Source organism: Chthonomonas sp. (assembly GCF_035294165.1).
In the GTDB taxonomy this organism is placed as follows: Bacteria; Armatimonadota; Chthonomonadetes; order Chthonomonadales; family Chthonomonadaceae; genus Chthonomonas.
Window position 1 is genome coordinate 17421 of record NZ_DATGLN010000113.1, and the last position, 17431, is coordinate 34851.

The window sequence follows — 17431 nt, forward strand, 5'->3', positions numbered from 1 at the left end:
AAAAGTCCTTTCTCCTGCTTATTCTGTCTTCATTTTGCCGGCAAATTGGCCAAAGCGGTCTCGGCCGGTGGGAACTGCGGCATACATCTTAAAGCAGCCTGATACTGCGCCCGCGCCTCTGCGATGTTCTTCTGCTGCTGGAAAGCCTGACCGAGATAGGTATATGTCCACGCGCGCTGCATCTGGGAAAGCCCCGGCTGCGCCACAAAGTTCGTGCAGAAAGCGATGATCTGGTCTAACTTTCCTTGTCCTTTCCAGAGTGTAATGAGATTTAACAGGGACTGCGTATCGTTAGGCGATTCTTTCAATATCTGCTCGTACTGTTCCTGCGCCCCTGCCAAATCGCCCATGCTTTGTAGCTGCTGGGCCAAAAGCTGTCTCACCTGTAGCCGATCGGCAGTAGGGAGATTGGGCTGTTGCAGGAGCTTCTGATAAACAGCAATAGCCGCTTTTTTATCTCCACTATCGCTAAGCATGGCCGCATACGATTCCTGCAAAGAGGCGTCGCCGGGCGCCTTTTGAGCGACCTGCGCCATCATATCTAGCGCCTCCTTCTTTAGCCCATGGCTCTGCAGTGCCTGAATGCAGGCAAGTGCGACTGCGTTTTTGGGGTGCGCACTCACCAAACCCTGCAGATAGGCGATCCCCTCTTGGTGTCGCTTCAGGGCGTCATACTGGTCGAGCAGAGCCGCCAGAAGGGAGGCGTTATCCGGCTGCTGTTGGGCTTTGGTTTGAAGCCAAGCAAGGCACTCGTCTGGCTTCCCTTCAAGCGCGTAGAGATGGATCAAATCGGCATAGGCCTGAGGGTTATTCGGCGCGGCGGCGATCTGTTGCTCACGAAGCGCCACGGCTTCAGGATAGCGCTTCAAGCGCGTCAGCACCGTTGCCTCTTTATCCAGCACCCAAACGAGGGTGGGATTGGCCTTATAAAGCTGCTGATAGACGGCCAAAGCCTGTTCGTCCTGCCCACTCTGCTCTAGCGTCTGCGCCAAGTTGCTTAGCAGTTCCACGCTGTTGGGGAAACGCTTCTGTAGAGATCGGTACAAAGTAACCGCTTTATCATACATCTTATGGCTTCGATAGACATCGGCCGCCTCGAGCGACTCGGGCAGAGGGTCTTTGGCGCGTTGCGATGCCTTGATCAGCGCATCCACCGCCTGTTCCACTTTGCCCTCCCGCTCATAGATGTGCCCTAACTCCACATAGGGCTTTTCGTCGAGGGGCAGCAGCGCGGCAAGCTGGTTCAGCGTTTGGATGGCCTTATCCGGCTGGTTCTCTTTTTCGTAAATCGAGGCTATTTCGAGATAAGGCTCTTCATGAGGGGTTGTATGGTTGCGCTCTGCATTGGTGCGATCCTCCTCGGCTGCCTGTTGAAGATAGCGCAGGGCATCGGCCAGCTTGTTCTGCTTTTGCGCGATGTCGGCCAGCCCCTGTAAGGCCGAAAGCCTCCAGGAGGCAACGTTGGCCGCGGTCGCCACAACCGGCACGTTGGGAGCGCTTTGGGACTGCGGCTTTAGCGTGAGAACCTTGCTGTAAACGGCCTGAGCTGCCGCCAGTTGGTTGGCCTGCAGCAGATCGTGCGCCTGCGAAAGCAGATCGGAACCATCCTCAGGGTTCAACGCCACCAACTGCGCCCGTTGTTCTGCCGCCTCTTGCCAACGTCCTCGTAGCTCCAGAACCTGTGCATACTGGATATGCCCCACAGGGTCTTTGGGGTTATGTTGCACGAAATCGCGCCAAATCGCGAGGGCATCGTCGGGTTTACCCTGCATAAAGGCCACATCGGCAATGCCAAAGGCGGCGCTGCTGTCGGCAGGATTTTGCGCATAGCGCTTTTTATAGATCGCCAAGGCGTCCTGATAGCGCCCCACATTACGATAGAGCACGGCCAGTTGATACTGTAGGCGCAGATTGTTGGGGTCGAGAGCAATCGCCTCTTTATAGTGCCGTTCGGCCTGCGCGATAAGCTCCTGCCGCTGGGCCACATTGGCCGTATTAAAAACCATCTGGGCCTCCACCTGGGCAAGATTAGCCAGCAGTTTGGTTAGCAGTGGGTCGCTCTTGGGCTTCTCTTTTTCTAACACAGGAGCGGCGAGCAGAAACTGGTTACGGGCTGCCGGGTAGTTTTTCAGGCCTGCATAGAGCAGGCCGAAGTTGAAGCGGGCGGGCGCATCATCGGGATAGAGCTTCAGCAGCGCGGTGTAGGCCTTTTCGGCCTCCTGCACCATTCCGATCTGCTGCGCGAGCAGTGCGCGGTTGAAGAGGGCTTCATGGTTGCGCGGGTCTAGGGCAAGAATCTGATCATATGTCGCAATAGCGTCTTTCAAATCACGTCCGGTTTGGCGAATGGAGGCCAAAAGAAACAGGGCCGACAGGTTTTTCGGCTGTTTCTCACAAACAAGTTTTGCCTGCGTCTCCGCCTCACGCAAGTTGCCGGAGGCGTAGAGGGCAAAAGCGTAGTTATAGCGCGTATCCACATCGTTGGGTGCCAACTGGAGGGCGGTGTGTAGCTGCTGGCGGGCGGCCGTATAATCTTTGCGGCCCAACGCGGCCATCCCCAAAGCCTCATGGGCGAGTGCAGCGATGGGCGCGGGCGGTTTTAGATGAAGCGCATGGAGGGCAAACTGTTGTGCTTTGGCCCAATCACGTTCGGCGGCGGCAATGCGGGCAAGACGCGCCCACGCCTCGCTATCGGTAGGAAGCACCTTCACGATCTGCAGAAGCGTCTCTTCGATTCCCTTCAGGTCTCTACGCTCGGCATAGATGTTGTAGATTTGGGCCAGAGCGAGGAACTGTGTTTGAGGAGGTTGGTGCAGATCGCGTGCCAGTTGAATAAATCGGCGATAGGTCGTCAGCGCCTCATCGAGTTTCCCCTCCTGCCGAAGCCTTCCCGCCTGATTGTATAGATCGGCAAGGCGCTTCATCTGCGGTGAAAGCGGCGGGGCGGTGTGAGCAGCGCCACCGACGGAGGCTCCGGGCATCTGCGCCATCACCACGCCGGAGGCTATCAGCAAGCCGAATAGGCTATATCCAACCGTCCAACCACGCACACCATAAACTCCTTTTCGGAACGATTTCTTTGGCACCTTTGGCACTGTAAGCAGTTTCCTTTACGCAGGGAGAGAACACCTTAGTTTCTCCGTGCAGAAAGTATACCCCTCATGACGATAGGGCATACTCAGGTGCAAAGCCGGCGAGTTTACGGAGTTACTCGTTGGGTTTTATCGAGATGTTTAAGGCGCTTGAATCACAGATTAAAACCAAAAATACTAGAAAATACAAGACATGCAGGTTTATCTTTTTTGATGCTGAGGCATCTTGACATATTCTGGAATATTTGGTATAATTATAGAAAGACTAGAATAATAGGAACTTGCCTACGTGGCGCGTAAACGCACGCTCTCACCATCTGCTCAACATATCGCGGACACCCTGGAAAATCGTATACGTGCCGGGGTGTACCTTGCTGGTCAATGGCTGCCGGCAGAACGCGAAATCGCCCAAGAGTTCGGCGTTAGCCGCATCGTCGTGCGCGCCGCCATTCATGAACTCGAAAAGCGCCGGCTGCTCGTGCGTTCGGCTAAGTGCCGGCCTATCGTTCAAACACCTGTTGCTACCACACCTTCTCTGTCCAACGCCGCCACAAGGCGTTTCAACATCGGCCTTTGGCTTTGGCCCACTCCCGGCGACCCCGCCTATGCAATGATCGTGCGCGGCATCCGTAAATCGCTTGACGAAGCCCATTTTCGCCTGATTACGGAAACCCCCGTCGAGTCGGACTGGCCCTCCATCCGCCGTGCAGAACGGCTCTTTCTACAGCGCATGCGGGAAGATCGGGACATCGCCGGCATCATCCTCTGGTACCTCGGTGGCACCGAAAATATCGCCGCCCTTCAGCAGGTTCGGGAGGCCGGCATCCCCATGGTGTTTATTGACCGGCGCCCTCCCGAAGGCTTCGATGCCGACTATGTGGGCGTGGATAACATTCATGCCGCCGAAAACATCGTGCGCCACCTCCTCTCACGAGGGCATCGGGTCATCGCCCACATCTCCAACCTCGATACGGCCTCCACGGTGGAAGAACGCCATCAGGGTTATCGCCGTGCCCTCGAACTGGCCGGCATCCCCTACCGACCGGAACTGGTCTGTAGAGACCCCGGCTCGCCAGAAGATAATCCTTCAGAAGGGCTTCTTCCTCTCATCCGCTCGCTTCTTCAACGCCCCGACCCACCAACGGCCTTCTTTGCCGTCAACGATCTTGTTGCCCAGAGAACCCACTCCGCCCTTCGCAAACTTGGCGTCTGTGTGCCCGACGATGTCGCTTTGGCCGGATTCGATGGAACGGAACGTTGGAGCCCCCATGGCTGCACCCTCACCACGGCCAATCAGCCCTTTGAAAGCATGGGCACACGCGCCGTGGAGGTGCTTTTGCGTCGAATGAAGGTAGGCTCAGACGGCACTTGGCAACATGTGCTCCTTGAAGCTCCGATTGCTATCTACCAATCTACCTCTACTGTGCCTACAAAACGCCGTTTTAACATTCCTAGCGATAAGGAAAGGAGCAAATAGCATGAAAACGAAACGATCATGGACGGGTTTTACCCTCATAGAGCTTCTCGTGGTTATTGCTATAATAGCAATATTAGCGGCTATCCTCTTCCCGGTTTTCGCCCAAGCCCGCGAGAAGGCCCGTCAGATCACCTGCCTCTCCAACATGAAGCAGATCACGCTTGGTATCCTCCAGTATGAGGAAGATTACGATGAGACGATGGTGCCAGCCCATAACTGCGACCTAAGCCTCACCAACCGTGTCTCCTTCTTCTGTGGCGGAAGCATTGCCGCCCGACTCGATTGGCCGCAAACCATCGAGCCTTATGTCAAATCCCCGCTCTGTCGAGGCAACTCCATCTTTCATTGCCCCGATCTTGAAGCCGACTTCTACCATCAATGGTCGGCCAACCCCACCAATTCGAGCGATCAGTGGTCATCCTACTTCGTTACCTATGCCATGAACCTCGACTATCTTCAGCCAGACCCCGGCTGCGATCCCCATCAAGTGTTGCCGACGGCCAGTCAGGTTTGGGGGTTTCCTGTTAATATTGCCCGCATAGAAGAGCCGGCCAGCACGGTGTTAATAACCGACGCCAAACCGGACGTCATCCTTTCCGGCGGGGCAACAGGCGCTTTCTACCCTAGCGATCTTGTCGACTCTCCGGCCGACTATGGGGCAAATTCTCTCGCTTGCGGGCTTGATGCATGGGGCGCTTGCGACTTCGGCGATGGTGAGGCTTGTGGACTCGGTGGCCCCAATGGGGCGCAGATCACAGATACCAATATGTTCGACCCCCGACATAGCCAAGGGGGTAACGTGGCCTTCTGCGATGGGCACACCAAATGGCTTACTCCAGGAGCCCTCGCCGCAGGAACTAACTGGTACCGTGGCATCCCCGACGGTAATGTTCAAATTACCGATCTCAGCCAATATCTGTGGTCGCTTAACAAAGAAGGAAGCGATATGTAATGTGCTTCCGTCCGCGGAGAATAAACATGGACTCAGAGACAAGAGCATTAAAAAGAGCCGTGCAGAAGTGGCGTCTGGGCCTTTTTCCATTGCTCCTGCTGCTAGTTGGCGGTTGTTCGCATAATCCAACCATTACGGCAGCGCCACCGCCCGGCCCTAAAGCCGTGAAACCTCCTACCGTACAGCATATGTACCCGCATACAAAACCACCTCCCTTAACGAGCAAAGGGGAAGCGGGAGGAGGAATCGGCTATTAATTAAATCAACCCTCTTGCTTCATCATCTCACTCCGAGAGCCTAAATGCAATGCGTTTCCTCTCGCTGCCTTTTGGCAGCGGGAGGCTTTTTTTCAATGCTTAACCCCATAGCCGCTCAACCACCCACTTGACAGATAACCCCGCATCTTGCTATAATAAAAGTGCCCTTGAGGTGAACGGTGGTGTTCCGTAAACCGAAATCCCATGGGCGAGTGGTGGAATGGTAGACACGCCGGATTTAGGTTCCGGTGCCGAAAGGCGTAGGGGTTCAACTCCCCTCTTGCCCATTGGCTCTACGCTTAGCGATTTGTATGCGGGAGTAGCTCAGTGGTAGAGCGCTTCCTTGCCAAGGAAGAGGTCGCGAGTTCGAAACTCGTCTCCCGCTCTTGCCCCTCATGCGCTGCGTGAGGGGCATTTGCATTTTTTGCCAAAACGGCGCACCTTAGGAGAGAGGCCATGAACGAGGAAGAACGCTTTCTTTTCGACTTAAGAGGCTATCTGGTTCTGCCACAAGTGCTAGAAGCCGAAACCGTGCGCCAAATGAACGCCTGGATAGATGCCCAAGCCGAACGCGACCCGCACTGGCGAGGTCAAACGGCTAATAAGCATGTCGAAAACCCTATTACCTGGCACCCGCTGTTTCAGAACCTGATGGATCATCCGCGCGTGCTGCCCATCCTGCGGGAAATTCTAGGGGATCGCTTTCGCCTCGACCACGACTACGCTATCTTTCTGGAACCAGGCCATAAAGGCCTAAAACTCCATGGCCCACACACGGTTCCCTTCGATCCTTGTCACTACTATCGCTGCGATAATGGCCAGATTCGATGTGGCCTCACGGTCGTTGCGTGGTCTCTTACCGATGTGCCCCCCGGAGCCGGCGGTTTCGCCGTCGTTGCAGGCAGCCATAAAAGCAACTTTCCCTGCCCGCCGGATATCAAAACTTTAGAACGTTCCTCTCCTATCGTCGAACAGATTCCGTGCAAAGCCGGAGACTGCGTCATCTTCACAGAAGCGTTGCTGCATGGAACGTTGCCCTGGAAAGGGCCGGGAACGCGGCGCACCCTATTCTACAAATATGCGCCCTGCATGCTCGCCTGGAGCCAACAAACCTACACCGCCCCCGAACAGGTACCCTTTCCTCCACACTTTTGGGAAAACCTCACCCCGCGCCAAAAGCTTCTCCTGGCACCCGCCTCTGCCATAGATTTTCATCCGCCCATTGAGTCCTAATTCTTCAATAGGCCCTATAGGATGCCGGTCTCCGGGTTGAGATCGCTTTCCACAAAACGTGTGGGGCGCAGAGCGTGAACATCCAATGTGCGTGCTTGGCCGAAAAGGATCATCTCCGCCATAAGCTGGCCTAAAATGGGCGCGTGCATCACCCCATGGCCAGACGAACCGTTTACAAGATAAAACCCCTTTAAGCGCGGAGCCTCTCCCAACACCACATGCTTGTCCGGAGACATCTCATAGAGGCCACAGTAACAGGCCTCTCTATCGAGGGCAATGGGCTGCAACACCGGCACCCGATGATTCATCCTCGCTCTTATGCCCTGCAACCATTCCTCCCGGAACGAGACATCGTAGGGATAACGACCCGGTGTCTTTGCCGGCCATAACAGCAAGACGCGGCCATCCCGCACCCTCAAGTGAAACCCATCCTCCACATCAATCGTCATCGGCATCGTGTCGGGTAAAACGGACTGCTCTACGCTTATAGCCACCTGACGCCTTACAGGCCAAACCGGCAGGGCAACACCTGCTATCGCCGCTACCTCACCTGCCCAAGCGCCCGCCGCATTCACCACAACGCGCGTCTCGATGGTCTCCTGCTGGGTACGAACGGTGCGCACCCTGCTCCCGCCATCGGTCTGTATTTCAACAACTTGCCTACCGCACAGTAGAGATGCCCCACTTCTTACCGCCGAACGTAGATAGCCCTCGTGAATCTGAAGGGGCCGTGTGAAACCATCGGTAGGGCAAAAGGTGCCGCCAACAATATCCTCGGTGTTTACCCAAGGATTGATCGCGTGTATCTCCTCTACATCCACCTCGCGTACTTCGGACAGACCTGCCGCTTGCTGCACGGCCATCGCTTGGCGAAGCGTCTCCATCTGTTCCGGCCGTCGCGCCAAAAAAAGATACCCGCAAGGACTATAGCCCGAAGCGACGCCGGTTTCCTCCTGAAAGGAGCGTAGCTTTTCTCGCGACAACAACGAAAGCTTTACATTGATGGTCGTACTGAACTGTGCACGGTAACCGCCCGTTGCATAGCGCGTAGAACCTAGTCCAGGACGTTCCTGGGCCTCTAGCAAAACCACCTTTCCCGCCTTCTGCGCCATCAAATGGTGCGCTACACTAGCCCCGATGACGCCGGCACCGATGATCACCACATCTGCCGTCTCTGCCATGCTACTGCCGGTATCCTTTTTTAGGCATTATACCGATTTCCTATTCCGGTTCTGAAGCGGGTATCCTGAATAGGCACTCTAAACACCATGATTGAGGAACGATGACCCCACAAGAGACGATTCGAGCGTTAGCAGCTCATGTAAAAGCTGCCGTCTACCCCAACCTCGGCACTTGGCGCGCTCGCAAGGTGACAGGCACCGCGTCTAGCGGCGACGCCACCTTCGATATAGACGACATTGCGGAAGCCGCCGTTGAGCAGTTTCTGCGTGAGCACAACATAAATGTGGCCTACTATTCCGAAGATAGAGGCCTTGTGCACCCGTTTCCCGATCGCACGCCCGAAGGCATTCTCATTATTGACCCTATTGATGGCACACGCAGCGCCATCGCCGGTTTAGAGGCTTGTGTGGTCTCCGTAGCTTGGGCCGACTATTGCGAAGCCCCTACGCTCTCCGATGTACGCTACGCCGCCATCGCCGAAATAAAGGGAAGCTATCTCTTTTCCGCCGAGCGCGGCGGAGGCGCATGCATTCTTAATGGGGTCGGGCAAGAGGTGCTTCCAATGCTTTCACCCACCACCGAAATCGCCAACATGGCCTGGACGTTGGAGGTGGTTGGGGCTCCTCTCGATCTCGTCTTCCGTGCCGTCTCGGATATGGCCAGCCAGACCACCTTAAAGGGCGGCTTCTTCATTCTCAACAGCAGCGCCTACGAGCTAACACGCCTCCTGACGGGCCAACTGGCCGGCGTGGTGGATGTTCGCAATCGGCTTCTGAAGGACTTTCCACAAACCCGCGAGGCGTTTGCCCGTTATGGAGGAGGGCGTCCCCTGTCGCTCTACGGCTACGACGTGGCCGCCGCTGCGCTCATTGCGCAAGAGGCCGGCTGCGTTCTTTCGGATGCCTGGGGACGCGGCCTTGACGACTGGAAGCTTTTAGATACCTCCGAGGCCAACTTCGGATCGCTGATCGCCGCATCGAACCCCACACTCCACGCCCGCCTTTTAGAGGCTGTAGAGGAGGGCTTTGCACGCTTGCGCAGAGAAAGCTTAAACCAATGAGCCCGCTAAAGTGGAAGGCTGCCTTCATTACATTCATCGCCGTGTTCGCGATCAGTTTCGGCGAGGCGATGCTCTCACGAGGCATGAAACAGATCGGCGATGGCACCCTATGGCATCAGATCGGTGCCATCGTCCATAATCACTGGGTTATCGTCGGCACCACCTTTATGGCGGCCTACTTCTTTCTTTATATGTGGGCTCTTAAGCTGGCTCCCTTCAGCTTTGTGCTACCGATAACCGCGCTCTCTTACCCCTTAGGGGGGCTTTTGGCAACGACCTTCCTCAGAGAGCATGTCGGGCTGCTGAAATGGTTAGGATATGCCGCGATTGTTACCGGTGTGATCCTTGTAGGTCTAGGCGAGGCAAGCGGGAAATGAGAGAGGCGATCCTGTTGGCAAGGCTCCTTCTCGATGCCTGCCTCCTAGGCTACCTTGTTTATGCCTATCTTACCGTTGTGGCCGCATGGCAATGGCGCCGTGCTGCTATTCCTCCAACCCAGACGCCCGACCTTGGCATCTCCATCCTCAAACCGGTGTGTGGCATAGACCCCTATGCCGAAGAGAACTTCCGTAGTTTCATCGAACAGGACTATCCTCTGCACCGTTTCCAGATTCTTTTTACCGCTTACGATTCCGATGATCCGGCTCTAGCTGTGGCAGCCGATCTCAAAAAACGCTATCCACAGCATAACATACGAGTCGTTCTCAATAGCCCTAACAAACTGCAGGGCAACAACCGCAAAGTCGCTAACCTCCTTGCTCTGCTGCCTTTTGTCGAACACGAGTTGCTTGTCATTGCAGACAGCGATATGCGCGTAGGCCCCGACTATCTGCGCGCCATCTCCGCCCCCTTCTTAAGCGACAATTTCCAACGTAGCGTTGGGCTGGTAACCTGCCCCTATCGGGGCGCTTTCGCGCACTCCTTTGCCGCACAGCTAGAGGCGCTGGGCATCGGTGCCGACTTCATACCCAGTGCCCTCGTTAGCCGAATGCTGGAGGGCGTTGGTTTCGCTTTCGGCTCGACCATTGCCATTCCCAAAACCGTGCTCGAACGCATCGGCGGCCTGCAGCCTTTGCTTGACGAAATAGCCGACGACTTTCTGCTTGGCCAAAAAGTGCGCCAAGCCGGCTATGAAGTGGTGATCGCCAACTACATGGTGGACGATGTCCTAGGCCCCATCGCCTTTAAAGAGATGTGGTCACGTCGGCTCCGCTGGGCGCGCACCGTGCGTGCCTATCGCCCAATAGGCTATGCCGGCTCTCTTATCACACACGGATTCGCTCTTTCACTGCTATGGGCACTAACACAATCGCCTCTAGATAAAATCGCGGCCATTGTTTGCGGCATTCTGATGGTGCGCTTGCTCACCGTCTTTATCGTATCCAGCCTAAGTGACGATCCGGCCCCTCGAAAAAGATGGTATCTGTTGCCGGTAAGCGACCTTGTTAGCTTCGCCATCTATGTGGCTAGCTGGTGCGGAAATCGTGTGCAGTGGCGTGGAGAGCGTTTTCGTCTGCAGGCAGGAGGAAAGCTGGAACGTATCTAAATCTATTTTAAGTCGAAGAAGGCCGATAGGAGAGAGCTATGCCCGATTCAGACGTGCCGATGCCGCCCGATGCAGCACGCATCTACCAGAAGCAGCTCGAGGCGGTGCAGGAAATCTGCGCCGCGCTCGCCGCGAAGAACGATGTAGAGGAGTTACTACGCGAAACGCTGCGCGTAGCACTCGATACCGTTGAGGCCGATGCCGGCTCCCTTTTGCTTTACGAGCCGGAGCGCCGACGCCTCGTTTTTCGCCATGTGATTGGAAAAGAGGAGCTTATAGGCCAAGAGATCGATCCGGAAACCGATCTGGATGGAAGAGCTGCCCTTGTCTTTCGCACCGGCCATGCCCGACTCACCAACACCAACCAAGAACGCTACAACCCGGCTTTCGATGTCGTAACCGGCTACCATACGCAAACGATTCTAACGGTGCCGATGAAAACGCTAGGCAGCACCCCGATCGGGGTACTGCAGGTGCTCAATAAACGCGAGGACGAGTTTACACAAGAGGATATCGCCCTGCTAGAAATTGTAGCCAGCTTGGCCGCCACAGTCATCGCCAACGCCCGCCTTGCGAAAGAGGCGGAGCTGGCCGCCGTTACACGCGCCATCGGCGACCTTGGGCACGACATCAAAAACGCCCTCACACCCATTCAAGGCATCGTTCAAACCACCGTTGAGGCCTTCCTTAACCCCATGTTCTATGAGCTTGACCAGATTCATCAGGCGCTACAGGAACAGGCACCGGCACTTGCACAGCGCCTGCAAGATGTGGTGGCGCCGTTGAAGGAGTGGATACCGGAGGCGGAAAGCTCCATTCAAGATAGTTGTACCGACATCCGAGAGATGGTCTCAGAAATTGCGGACTATGTGAAAGGAACGCAAGCGGCCTATTTTGAGGAGCTTTCTGTTGGTGAGATCATCAAAGAGCGTCTGAAACGCCTGCAGGTCATCGCCAGAAATCGCCAAGTGACCATCTCTTACGAGGGACTGGAGGACGTGCCACCGTTTCGCTTCGATAGACGCCTCGTGGGACGTGCCCTTTACAATCTTGTGAACAACGCCCTAGGTGCCATAGATGCGGCCGTCCGCAAAAAACAGATTGAACTGCGTCCGTTCCACATCGTGGTACGCACGCGCGTTGTTTCCGATGACAAGGCACCGAATAAAACCTATTGTCGCATCGAGGTGGAAGACGACGGCCCCGGCATGACGGAACAGGTAAGGAGGTCCCTCTTCACCTCAGCCACCATCTCCACCACTCCAGGAGGCACCGGCATTGGAACCCGTTTCGTAAAAAACGTGGCCGATATCCACGGTGGGCGCGTGGGCGTGGAGAGCGAGCTAGGCAAAGGAGCCCGCTTTTGGCTTGACCTCCCGATGGAACCTGTTGCTCAGACCACACTCCAATAGGACAGGTTTGATTCCTGCTTCACTGAAGCCCTACCCCCTCAAGGCCGACGCCCTTCCCCTCAAGGCTCATGGTACTGCGCACGGCATCTTTCCCTGAAGGCCGATTTCACACACAGGAGGGTAGGCTGTAAAAAATTAGGGTAGGCACAAGGCCTACTCCTACTATGGCGAACTCCTAACTTTGAAGAGTGCGCTTACGGAGTTCTTCGGGCTTATAGATCGTGATACGATAGTCGCTATCTACCTTAAGAATCTTCGTTTTTCGGTAGGCCACCATCACCTGATTCACCCGCTCACGCGAAGCCCCCACAAGCTGGGCAAGGTCGGTTTGTGTTAAACGAACGGGAATATAGACGGTTCCATCGGAATATTTTTCACCGTAGAGATCGGCGAACTCAAGCAGTTGAAAGGCCACCATGCCGTAAATATCGAGTGTGCAGTGAGCGCGAATGCGGGCATTGGTCATGCGCAATCTCCTCGCAAGCAGCCGAAGCATATTCCTTCCGAAGCTGGGGCTTCTATCGAGCAAATGGTTAAAAAGCGATTGCTCCATAATAAGCAATTGGGTATTCTCGCGTGTCAGCACGTTGGCCGAGCGCCCGGAGGCGTCTATTAGGCTCATCTCCCCGAACACGTCGCCGGTGCCTAACAGCGCCAGAAAAACCTCGCTACCATCCGCCAAGTTGAGAAAAACCTTCACCGTTCCATGTAGGATAAGGTAGAGCGCATCGCCGGTATCCCCTTGAAACAGCACGTAGTGACCGGCAGTAAAGCTCCGTATGTGAGCTTCGTAAGCCACGCGCTGTAGCAGGTCTTCCGCCACCTCATTAAAAAGGGAGAGATTCCTTAGCAGTGCCATATCTATCATTGGCAGTGACCCTCACAATCCATCCGTTGCTAATAGATTGACCCTAATCTCTTCTTAGTATCTATCTGGAATTTGTTATGTCGTTCTGTCGCCCTGTTACGAAAAAGAGCACAACAGCGCGTGGATTCTATGTACAGTTAGAAAAGCTGACCCTGCCCTTCTTCGTGTTCACCCTCCCGCTTTGCGGGATAGGGCAGCCCTAGATGTTCGCAAGCGGCCCTTGTCACGGCACGTCCTCGGCTCGTGCGGTTCAAGAAGCCGAGTTGCATGAGATAAGGCTCGTAGAGGTCTTCAATGGTATCGCGCTCCTCTCCCAGCATCGCTGCCAGCGTTTCAAGTCCCACCGGTCCCCCATCAAACTTTTCGACAATCGCCGTTAATAACCTTCTATCGAACTGATCCAGACCGAGGGCGTCAATCTCAAGCAGCTGCAGGGCACGGATGGCAACCTCTCGCGTCACCACCCCGTCCGCTCGCACCTGAGCGTAGTCGCGCACCCGCCGCAAAAGCCTATTGGCGATTCTCGGCGTTCCCCGCGCACGTCGCGCGATCTCCTCGGCGCCCTCCTCCTCAATCGCCACGTTGAGGATTTCTGCGGAGCGTAAAACAATGGTCGTTAGCTCCTCCTGCGTGTAAAACTCGAAACTGCAGTGAATGCCGAAGCGGCTTCGCATGGGGGAGGAGATCAGCCCCGCTCGTGTCGTGGCGCCCACAAGCGTAAACGGCGGAATGTTAAGAGCAATCGTGCGTGCCGAAGGCCCCTGCCCTATCACCACATCGAGCCGAAAATCCTCCATAGCCGAATACAGCACCTCTTCCACCACACGGCTCAACCGGTGGATTTCGTCAATAAAGAAGACGCTCTGATCCTCCAGCGATGTCAATATCGCTGCCAAATCGCCCGGCTTTTCTAGGGCAGGGCCGGAGGTGGTATGAATGGGGACCCCCATCTCGTTGGCGATAATATGGCTCAGCGTCGTCTTGCCCAAACCGGGAGGCCCGTACAGCAACACATGATCGAGCGCCTCACCGCGTTCGCGTGCGGCCTCAATGGCAATGGCCAAGTTCTGTTTGATCTTCTGCTGGCCGATCATCTCGCGCAAAAAGCGTGGGCGCAACGAAAGCTCCGCCGTATCTTCAGGCAGCTCCATCGGGCTAATAAAGCGGCTATCCTCTTTCTTACGCAACGTTGTGCTCTCCTATTCGGGCGAGGATGGCTTCTGCCGTTTCCACTCCAGATAGATAGGCCTGATGGATGCGCCCACCCTCCGGACGGGTTCCATCCCCGGCCACATAGATCAAAGAATCGACCGCAGGCGGATTGATCATCTCAAAAGGCATCATGCCCCGCGGTTGAGAGTAGCGCCAACGCTTCACCTGCGTCCACAGCGGGCGTTCATAGGTTTCCCCAAACAGTCGTTTCAGCTCGTTCAGCGTTCTTCCCACCACCATCTCTTCCGCCTCTTCGAAGCAGACCTTACTCATCGCCGGCCCCCACTGGGCAATTAACAGGCTCTCTCCGTTCGGCGCGCGCTCCGGGGCTTTAAGGTGCTCAAATGCCAGCCACAGCAGCGTCTCAGAACGGTCTTCCGCTAAAAGCGCATAGGCAGGAGGTTCCGGTAGCCCCGGCTCGTAGCCCAAAAGCACGGACAGGCAGGGCGCATACTCCACCTCCCGCAGCGCACGCACCCTGTCGAGCGTCTGCTGGGTCGCCCGCATCCAGAGCGCACTTTCCGCCAACAAGCTCGCCGATTGTGGAAGCGGTGCGGTAAGCACCGCGAAATCGGCCCGTGTAAGCTCATGCCCCTCCCCATCCTTTAAGACCACTTCTTCCCCCTCTTCTGCTAGCCGTGCCACCGGTGTCTCCAAATGCAGCGCGGCTCGCTCTTTGGGCAAACGCGCCCAAAGGAGTTTCGCCAAGGTTGTTAGGCCGTAACGATAGGCGTATTTGCCGATCGTTTCATGGATGGGGTCAGGCGGCAGGATTTCGCCATCGGCACGCCAAATCCGCACGGGTGCCGCTATCGGAACGAGGTCTGTCGTATCTAGCTCCGCCAGCAGCATGTTAAGGAAGGCTGGCTCCGTCGTCTTGATGTTCTGGGCACCATGGTCTACAATGCATCCTTCAATGCGCCTGGTAGCTACACGCCCACCTATCCCTCGACTTTTTTCGTAAATCTGCACCCGAATTCCTTCGGAACGATGCAGTAAGGCCTGCGCTGTACTTAACCCCGCAATACCGGCTCCGATAATGGCAACGGTTGTCATATCTTGTCTACTTCTCTTCTATGGGGCGATTTGTGCCGGGGATCAGTTGTGCCATGGCATACGAGCGCCGCACCAGCAGAATACGCGCTTTTGCTCGCTGCCCAATGAACCGATACCCATCGTCGAGATCGAGCATCTGCCCATCGGCCCACCCGATGCAATGATTGCCCTCCTTCAGCAAAGAGCGACGGATGCGACACTCCACAATCTGCGCTCGCTTGATTCCGGCACGGCTCTTCTCAAAAGAGGCGATCTCTCCGGCCTCGATGAGATACTTTTCGACGACCGCCTCCTCCGATGCCCGAATATAAAGTGCTTTCTCTAGCTCACGCTCCATCTCCTCTACCGTCGCTCCATCCGGCCCGATCAAAAACTCGGCCACATCGGGATGGCAGGTAATGCGAAAAGCCTCCTTCTTTGCATACTTCGGGTCGGCCACCATGCGCCTTAGGTCTCGCTCCACCTCCAACGACACGCTTTCCGCCGAGGGCAGGTGGCCGCGCCCCTTGCAAAGCGGGCACTCTTCGCTCAGAAAGTTCAGAAGGTTGTCTGCCGTGCGCTTACGGGTCATCTCCACAAGCCCTAAACGGCTCATAGGGGAAACCTTCGTGCGCGAGCGATCTCTCTTCAGCGCAGCCTCCAAAGCTTTCACCACTGCCATCCTATCGCGCGGGTTGCTCATATCAATAAAATCTATGACGATGATCCCGCCGATGTCACGTAGGCGCAGTTGCCGTGCTATCTCCTCGGCCGCCTCTAAGTTCGTCTTGAATATCGTTTCGGCAAGGCTGCTTCCACCCACGTTTTTACTCGTGTTCACATCTATAACGGTCAACGCCTCCGTTTCGTCAATCACTAAGGAGCCGCCGGACTTAAGGTAGACCTTACGCCTCAGGTTCCTTTCGATCTGCTCCTCGATTTTGTAGTAGTCGAAGATGGGCTGGGCGCCATCGTAAAGCTGCACACGCCCGATGAGCTTAGGCGAGATGCGCTCCAACAACGCGTTGGCCTTCTCGTATTCCGCCGGGTCATCTATCACCAGGCGCTGCACATCAGAGCTAAAAATATCGCGAATGGTTTTATAGAGCAGGGTTAGGTCTTGCATCACCAAGGCGGGTGCCTCCACCTCTTGAGCGCGCTGCTGTATCTGCTGCCAACTTTGCAACAAAAACTGCAGGTCGGCCTCGAGTTCGGCTTCCGTTTTATCCTCTGCCTCGGTGCGCACAATCAGCCCAAAGCCGGGGCGGCGCAGCTTCTCTCCAATGCGTTTCAGGCGTTCTCGCTCTTTAGAGTCTTCGATCTTACGGGACACACCCAGCAACTCGGCACCGGGCATAAGCACCACATACCGTCCCGGCAGGGTAATGCGTGTGGAAACACGGGCACCTTTTGTGCTGCGCGGCCCCTTAATAACCTGTACCAAAAGCTCCTGCCCTACCTTAAGCACATCGCTGATGCTTTGTCGCCGTAACGTCGAGCGCCGAAAGATGCGACGCGGGCGCCATCGCACGCGCGAGGTCGCCTCCGGCTCCTCCTCGGCAGCTTCCTCTTCGGCCTCGGCGGTCTCTAAAGCCTCCTGGATGATCTCCTCGGTTGTGCTCTGCGCTCTCTCCGTATCCTCGTCCTCCTCTAACGCCTCCGCATCCATATCTGCGTCTATCACGTCCGTCTCGCCGTTTGCGACCTCGGCAAGCCCAATGGGAAGAATGGCCTCTTGCGCCCCTGAGGGAAACTCGGCAGCCACCTGGGTCTTCTCCCCGGCAAGCGCTTGAGGCTCCTGCCCCATAACTCTATTCGGCAGCACATCGCCCACATAAAGAAAGGCGTTGCGTTCCAGCCCTATATCCACGAAGGCAGCATCCATGCCGGGCAGAACGTTCATCACACGGCACTTATAGAGGCTACCTACCAAACGCTCGGAGCGCTCTATCTGCAGTTCCATTAGCTTGCCATCTTCCAAAACAGCAATGCGTGTTTCTCTTTCTCCCACATTCACGATGATCTCTTTGACCAACCGTCAACTCCTTTCTCCGGCAAAAACACCTGAAATCCTACTACGATTCTAGCATACAAACTTCTATCCC

At 55.9% G+C, this 17431-nt stretch carries 14 protein-coding genes and 2 tRNA genes; 10 read left to right on the top strand and 6 right to left on the bottom strand.

The annotated features are described in order from the left end of the window. Positions 1 to 29: 29 nt before the first annotated feature. Positions 30 to 3050: a tetratricopeptide repeat protein gene (locus VKV29_RS05695; protein ID WP_324200340.1), complete on the bottom strand. Its 3021-nt coding sequence runs from the start codon at positions 3048 to 3050 to the stop codon at positions 30 to 32. 331 nt (positions 3051 to 3381) lie between these two features. Here VKV29_RS05695 and VKV29_RS05700 point away from each other — a divergent pair, with 331 nt between their 5' ends. From VKV29_RS05700 to VKV29_RS05725, 6 genes are all read left to right on the top strand, one after another. Further along, positions 3382 to 4569 carry a GntR family transcriptional regulator gene (locus tag VKV29_RS05700; RefSeq protein ID WP_324200341.1) on the top strand — a complete coding sequence of 396 codons (1188 nt, stop codon included), beginning with the start codon at positions 3382 to 3384 and terminating at the stop codon, positions 4567 to 4569. Position 4570: 1 nt separating this feature from the next. Then, on the top strand, positions 4571 to 5521 hold the full coding sequence (locus VKV29_RS05705; protein WP_324200342.1) for a DUF1559 domain-containing protein: 951 nt from the start codon (positions 4571 to 4573) through the stop codon (positions 5519 to 5521). 26 nt (positions 5522 to 5547) lie between these two features. Further along, positions 5548 to 5778, top strand: a complete 231-nt coding sequence (locus tag VKV29_RS05710; RefSeq protein ID WP_324200343.1) for a hypothetical protein — start codon at positions 5548 to 5550, stop codon at positions 5776 to 5778. 206 nt (positions 5779 to 5984) lie between these two features. Further along, positions 5985 to 6065, top strand: a tRNA-Leu gene (locus VKV29_RS05715). 26 nt (positions 6066 to 6091) lie between these two features. Continuing rightward, positions 6092 to 6163: transfer RNA gene (locus VKV29_RS05720), tRNA-Gly, on the top strand. A 71-nt stretch (positions 6164 to 6234) separates the two neighbouring features. Further along, positions 6235 to 7011: a phytanoyl-CoA dioxygenase family protein gene (locus VKV29_RS05725; RefSeq protein WP_324200344.1), complete on the top strand. Its 777-nt coding sequence runs from the start codon at positions 6235 to 6237 to the stop codon at positions 7009 to 7011. A 14-nt stretch (positions 7012 to 7025) separates the two neighbouring features. Here VKV29_RS05725 and VKV29_RS05730 read toward each other — a convergent pair whose 3' ends face one another. Continuing rightward, a complete protein-coding gene (locus tag VKV29_RS05730) occupies positions 7026 to 8192 on the bottom strand; it encodes an FAD-dependent oxidoreductase (RefSeq protein WP_324200345.1) in 1167 nt (388 codons plus the stop codon). Between the two features lie 101 nt (positions 8193 to 8293). On the opposite strand from VKV29_RS05730, the gene VKV29_RS05735 reads away from it, so the two are divergent. From VKV29_RS05735 to VKV29_RS05750, 4 genes are read left to right on the top strand one after another with little or no spacing between them, the layout of a single operon-like run. Continuing rightward, on the top strand, positions 8294 to 9253 hold the full coding sequence (locus VKV29_RS05735) for an inositol monophosphatase family protein (RefSeq protein ID WP_324200346.1): 960 nt from the start codon (positions 8294 to 8296) through the stop codon (positions 9251 to 9253). After that, complete coding sequence (locus tag VKV29_RS05740; RefSeq protein ID WP_324200347.1) at positions 9250 to 9630, top strand: EamA family transporter; 381 nt, start codon at positions 9250 to 9252, stop codon at positions 9628 to 9630. Before VKV29_RS05735 ends, VKV29_RS05740 begins: the two co-directional genes overlap by 4 nt. Further along, positions 9627 to 10799: a bacteriohopanetetrol glucosamine biosynthesis glycosyltransferase HpnI gene (hpnI, locus tag VKV29_RS05745; RefSeq protein ID WP_324200348.1), complete on the top strand. Its 1173-nt coding sequence runs from the start codon at positions 9627 to 9629 to the stop codon at positions 10797 to 10799. The genes VKV29_RS05740 and hpnI overlap by 4 nt, the downstream gene beginning before the upstream one ends. 38 nt (positions 10800 to 10837) lie before the next feature. Then, positions 10838 to 12211, top strand: a complete 1374-nt coding sequence (locus VKV29_RS05750) for a HAMP domain-containing sensor histidine kinase (RefSeq protein WP_324200349.1) — start codon at positions 10838 to 10840, stop codon at positions 12209 to 12211. Between the two features lie 175 nt (positions 12212 to 12386). Here VKV29_RS05750 and VKV29_RS05755 read toward each other — a convergent pair whose 3' ends face one another. From VKV29_RS05755 to VKV29_RS05770, 4 genes are all read right to left on the bottom strand, one after another. Continuing rightward, positions 12387 to 13079 (bottom strand): Crp/Fnr family transcriptional regulator, encoded by a 693-nt coding sequence (locus tag VKV29_RS05755; RefSeq protein WP_324200350.1) that lies wholly within the window; start codon positions 13077 to 13079, stop codon positions 12387 to 12389. Positions 13080 to 13216: 137 nt separating this feature from the next. Next, positions 13217 to 14230: a Holliday junction branch migration DNA helicase RuvB gene (ruvB, locus tag VKV29_RS05760; protein WP_343217345.1), complete on the bottom strand. Its 1014-nt coding sequence runs from the start codon at positions 14228 to 14230 to the stop codon at positions 13217 to 13219. 28 nt (positions 14231 to 14258) lie between these two features. Beyond that, on the bottom strand, positions 14259 to 15347 hold the full coding sequence (locus tag VKV29_RS05765; RefSeq protein ID WP_324200352.1) for an NAD(P)/FAD-dependent oxidoreductase: 1089 nt from the start codon (positions 15345 to 15347) through the stop codon (positions 14259 to 14261). A gap of 7 nt (positions 15348 to 15354) precedes the next feature. Next, the gene (locus VKV29_RS05770) at positions 15355 to 17361 is read right to left on the bottom strand and encodes an Rne/Rng family ribonuclease (protein ID WP_324200353.1); all 2007 of its coding nucleotides are present in this window, start codon (positions 17359 to 17361) and stop codon (positions 15355 to 15357) included. Between the last annotated feature and the right edge of the window lie 70 nt (positions 17362 to 17431).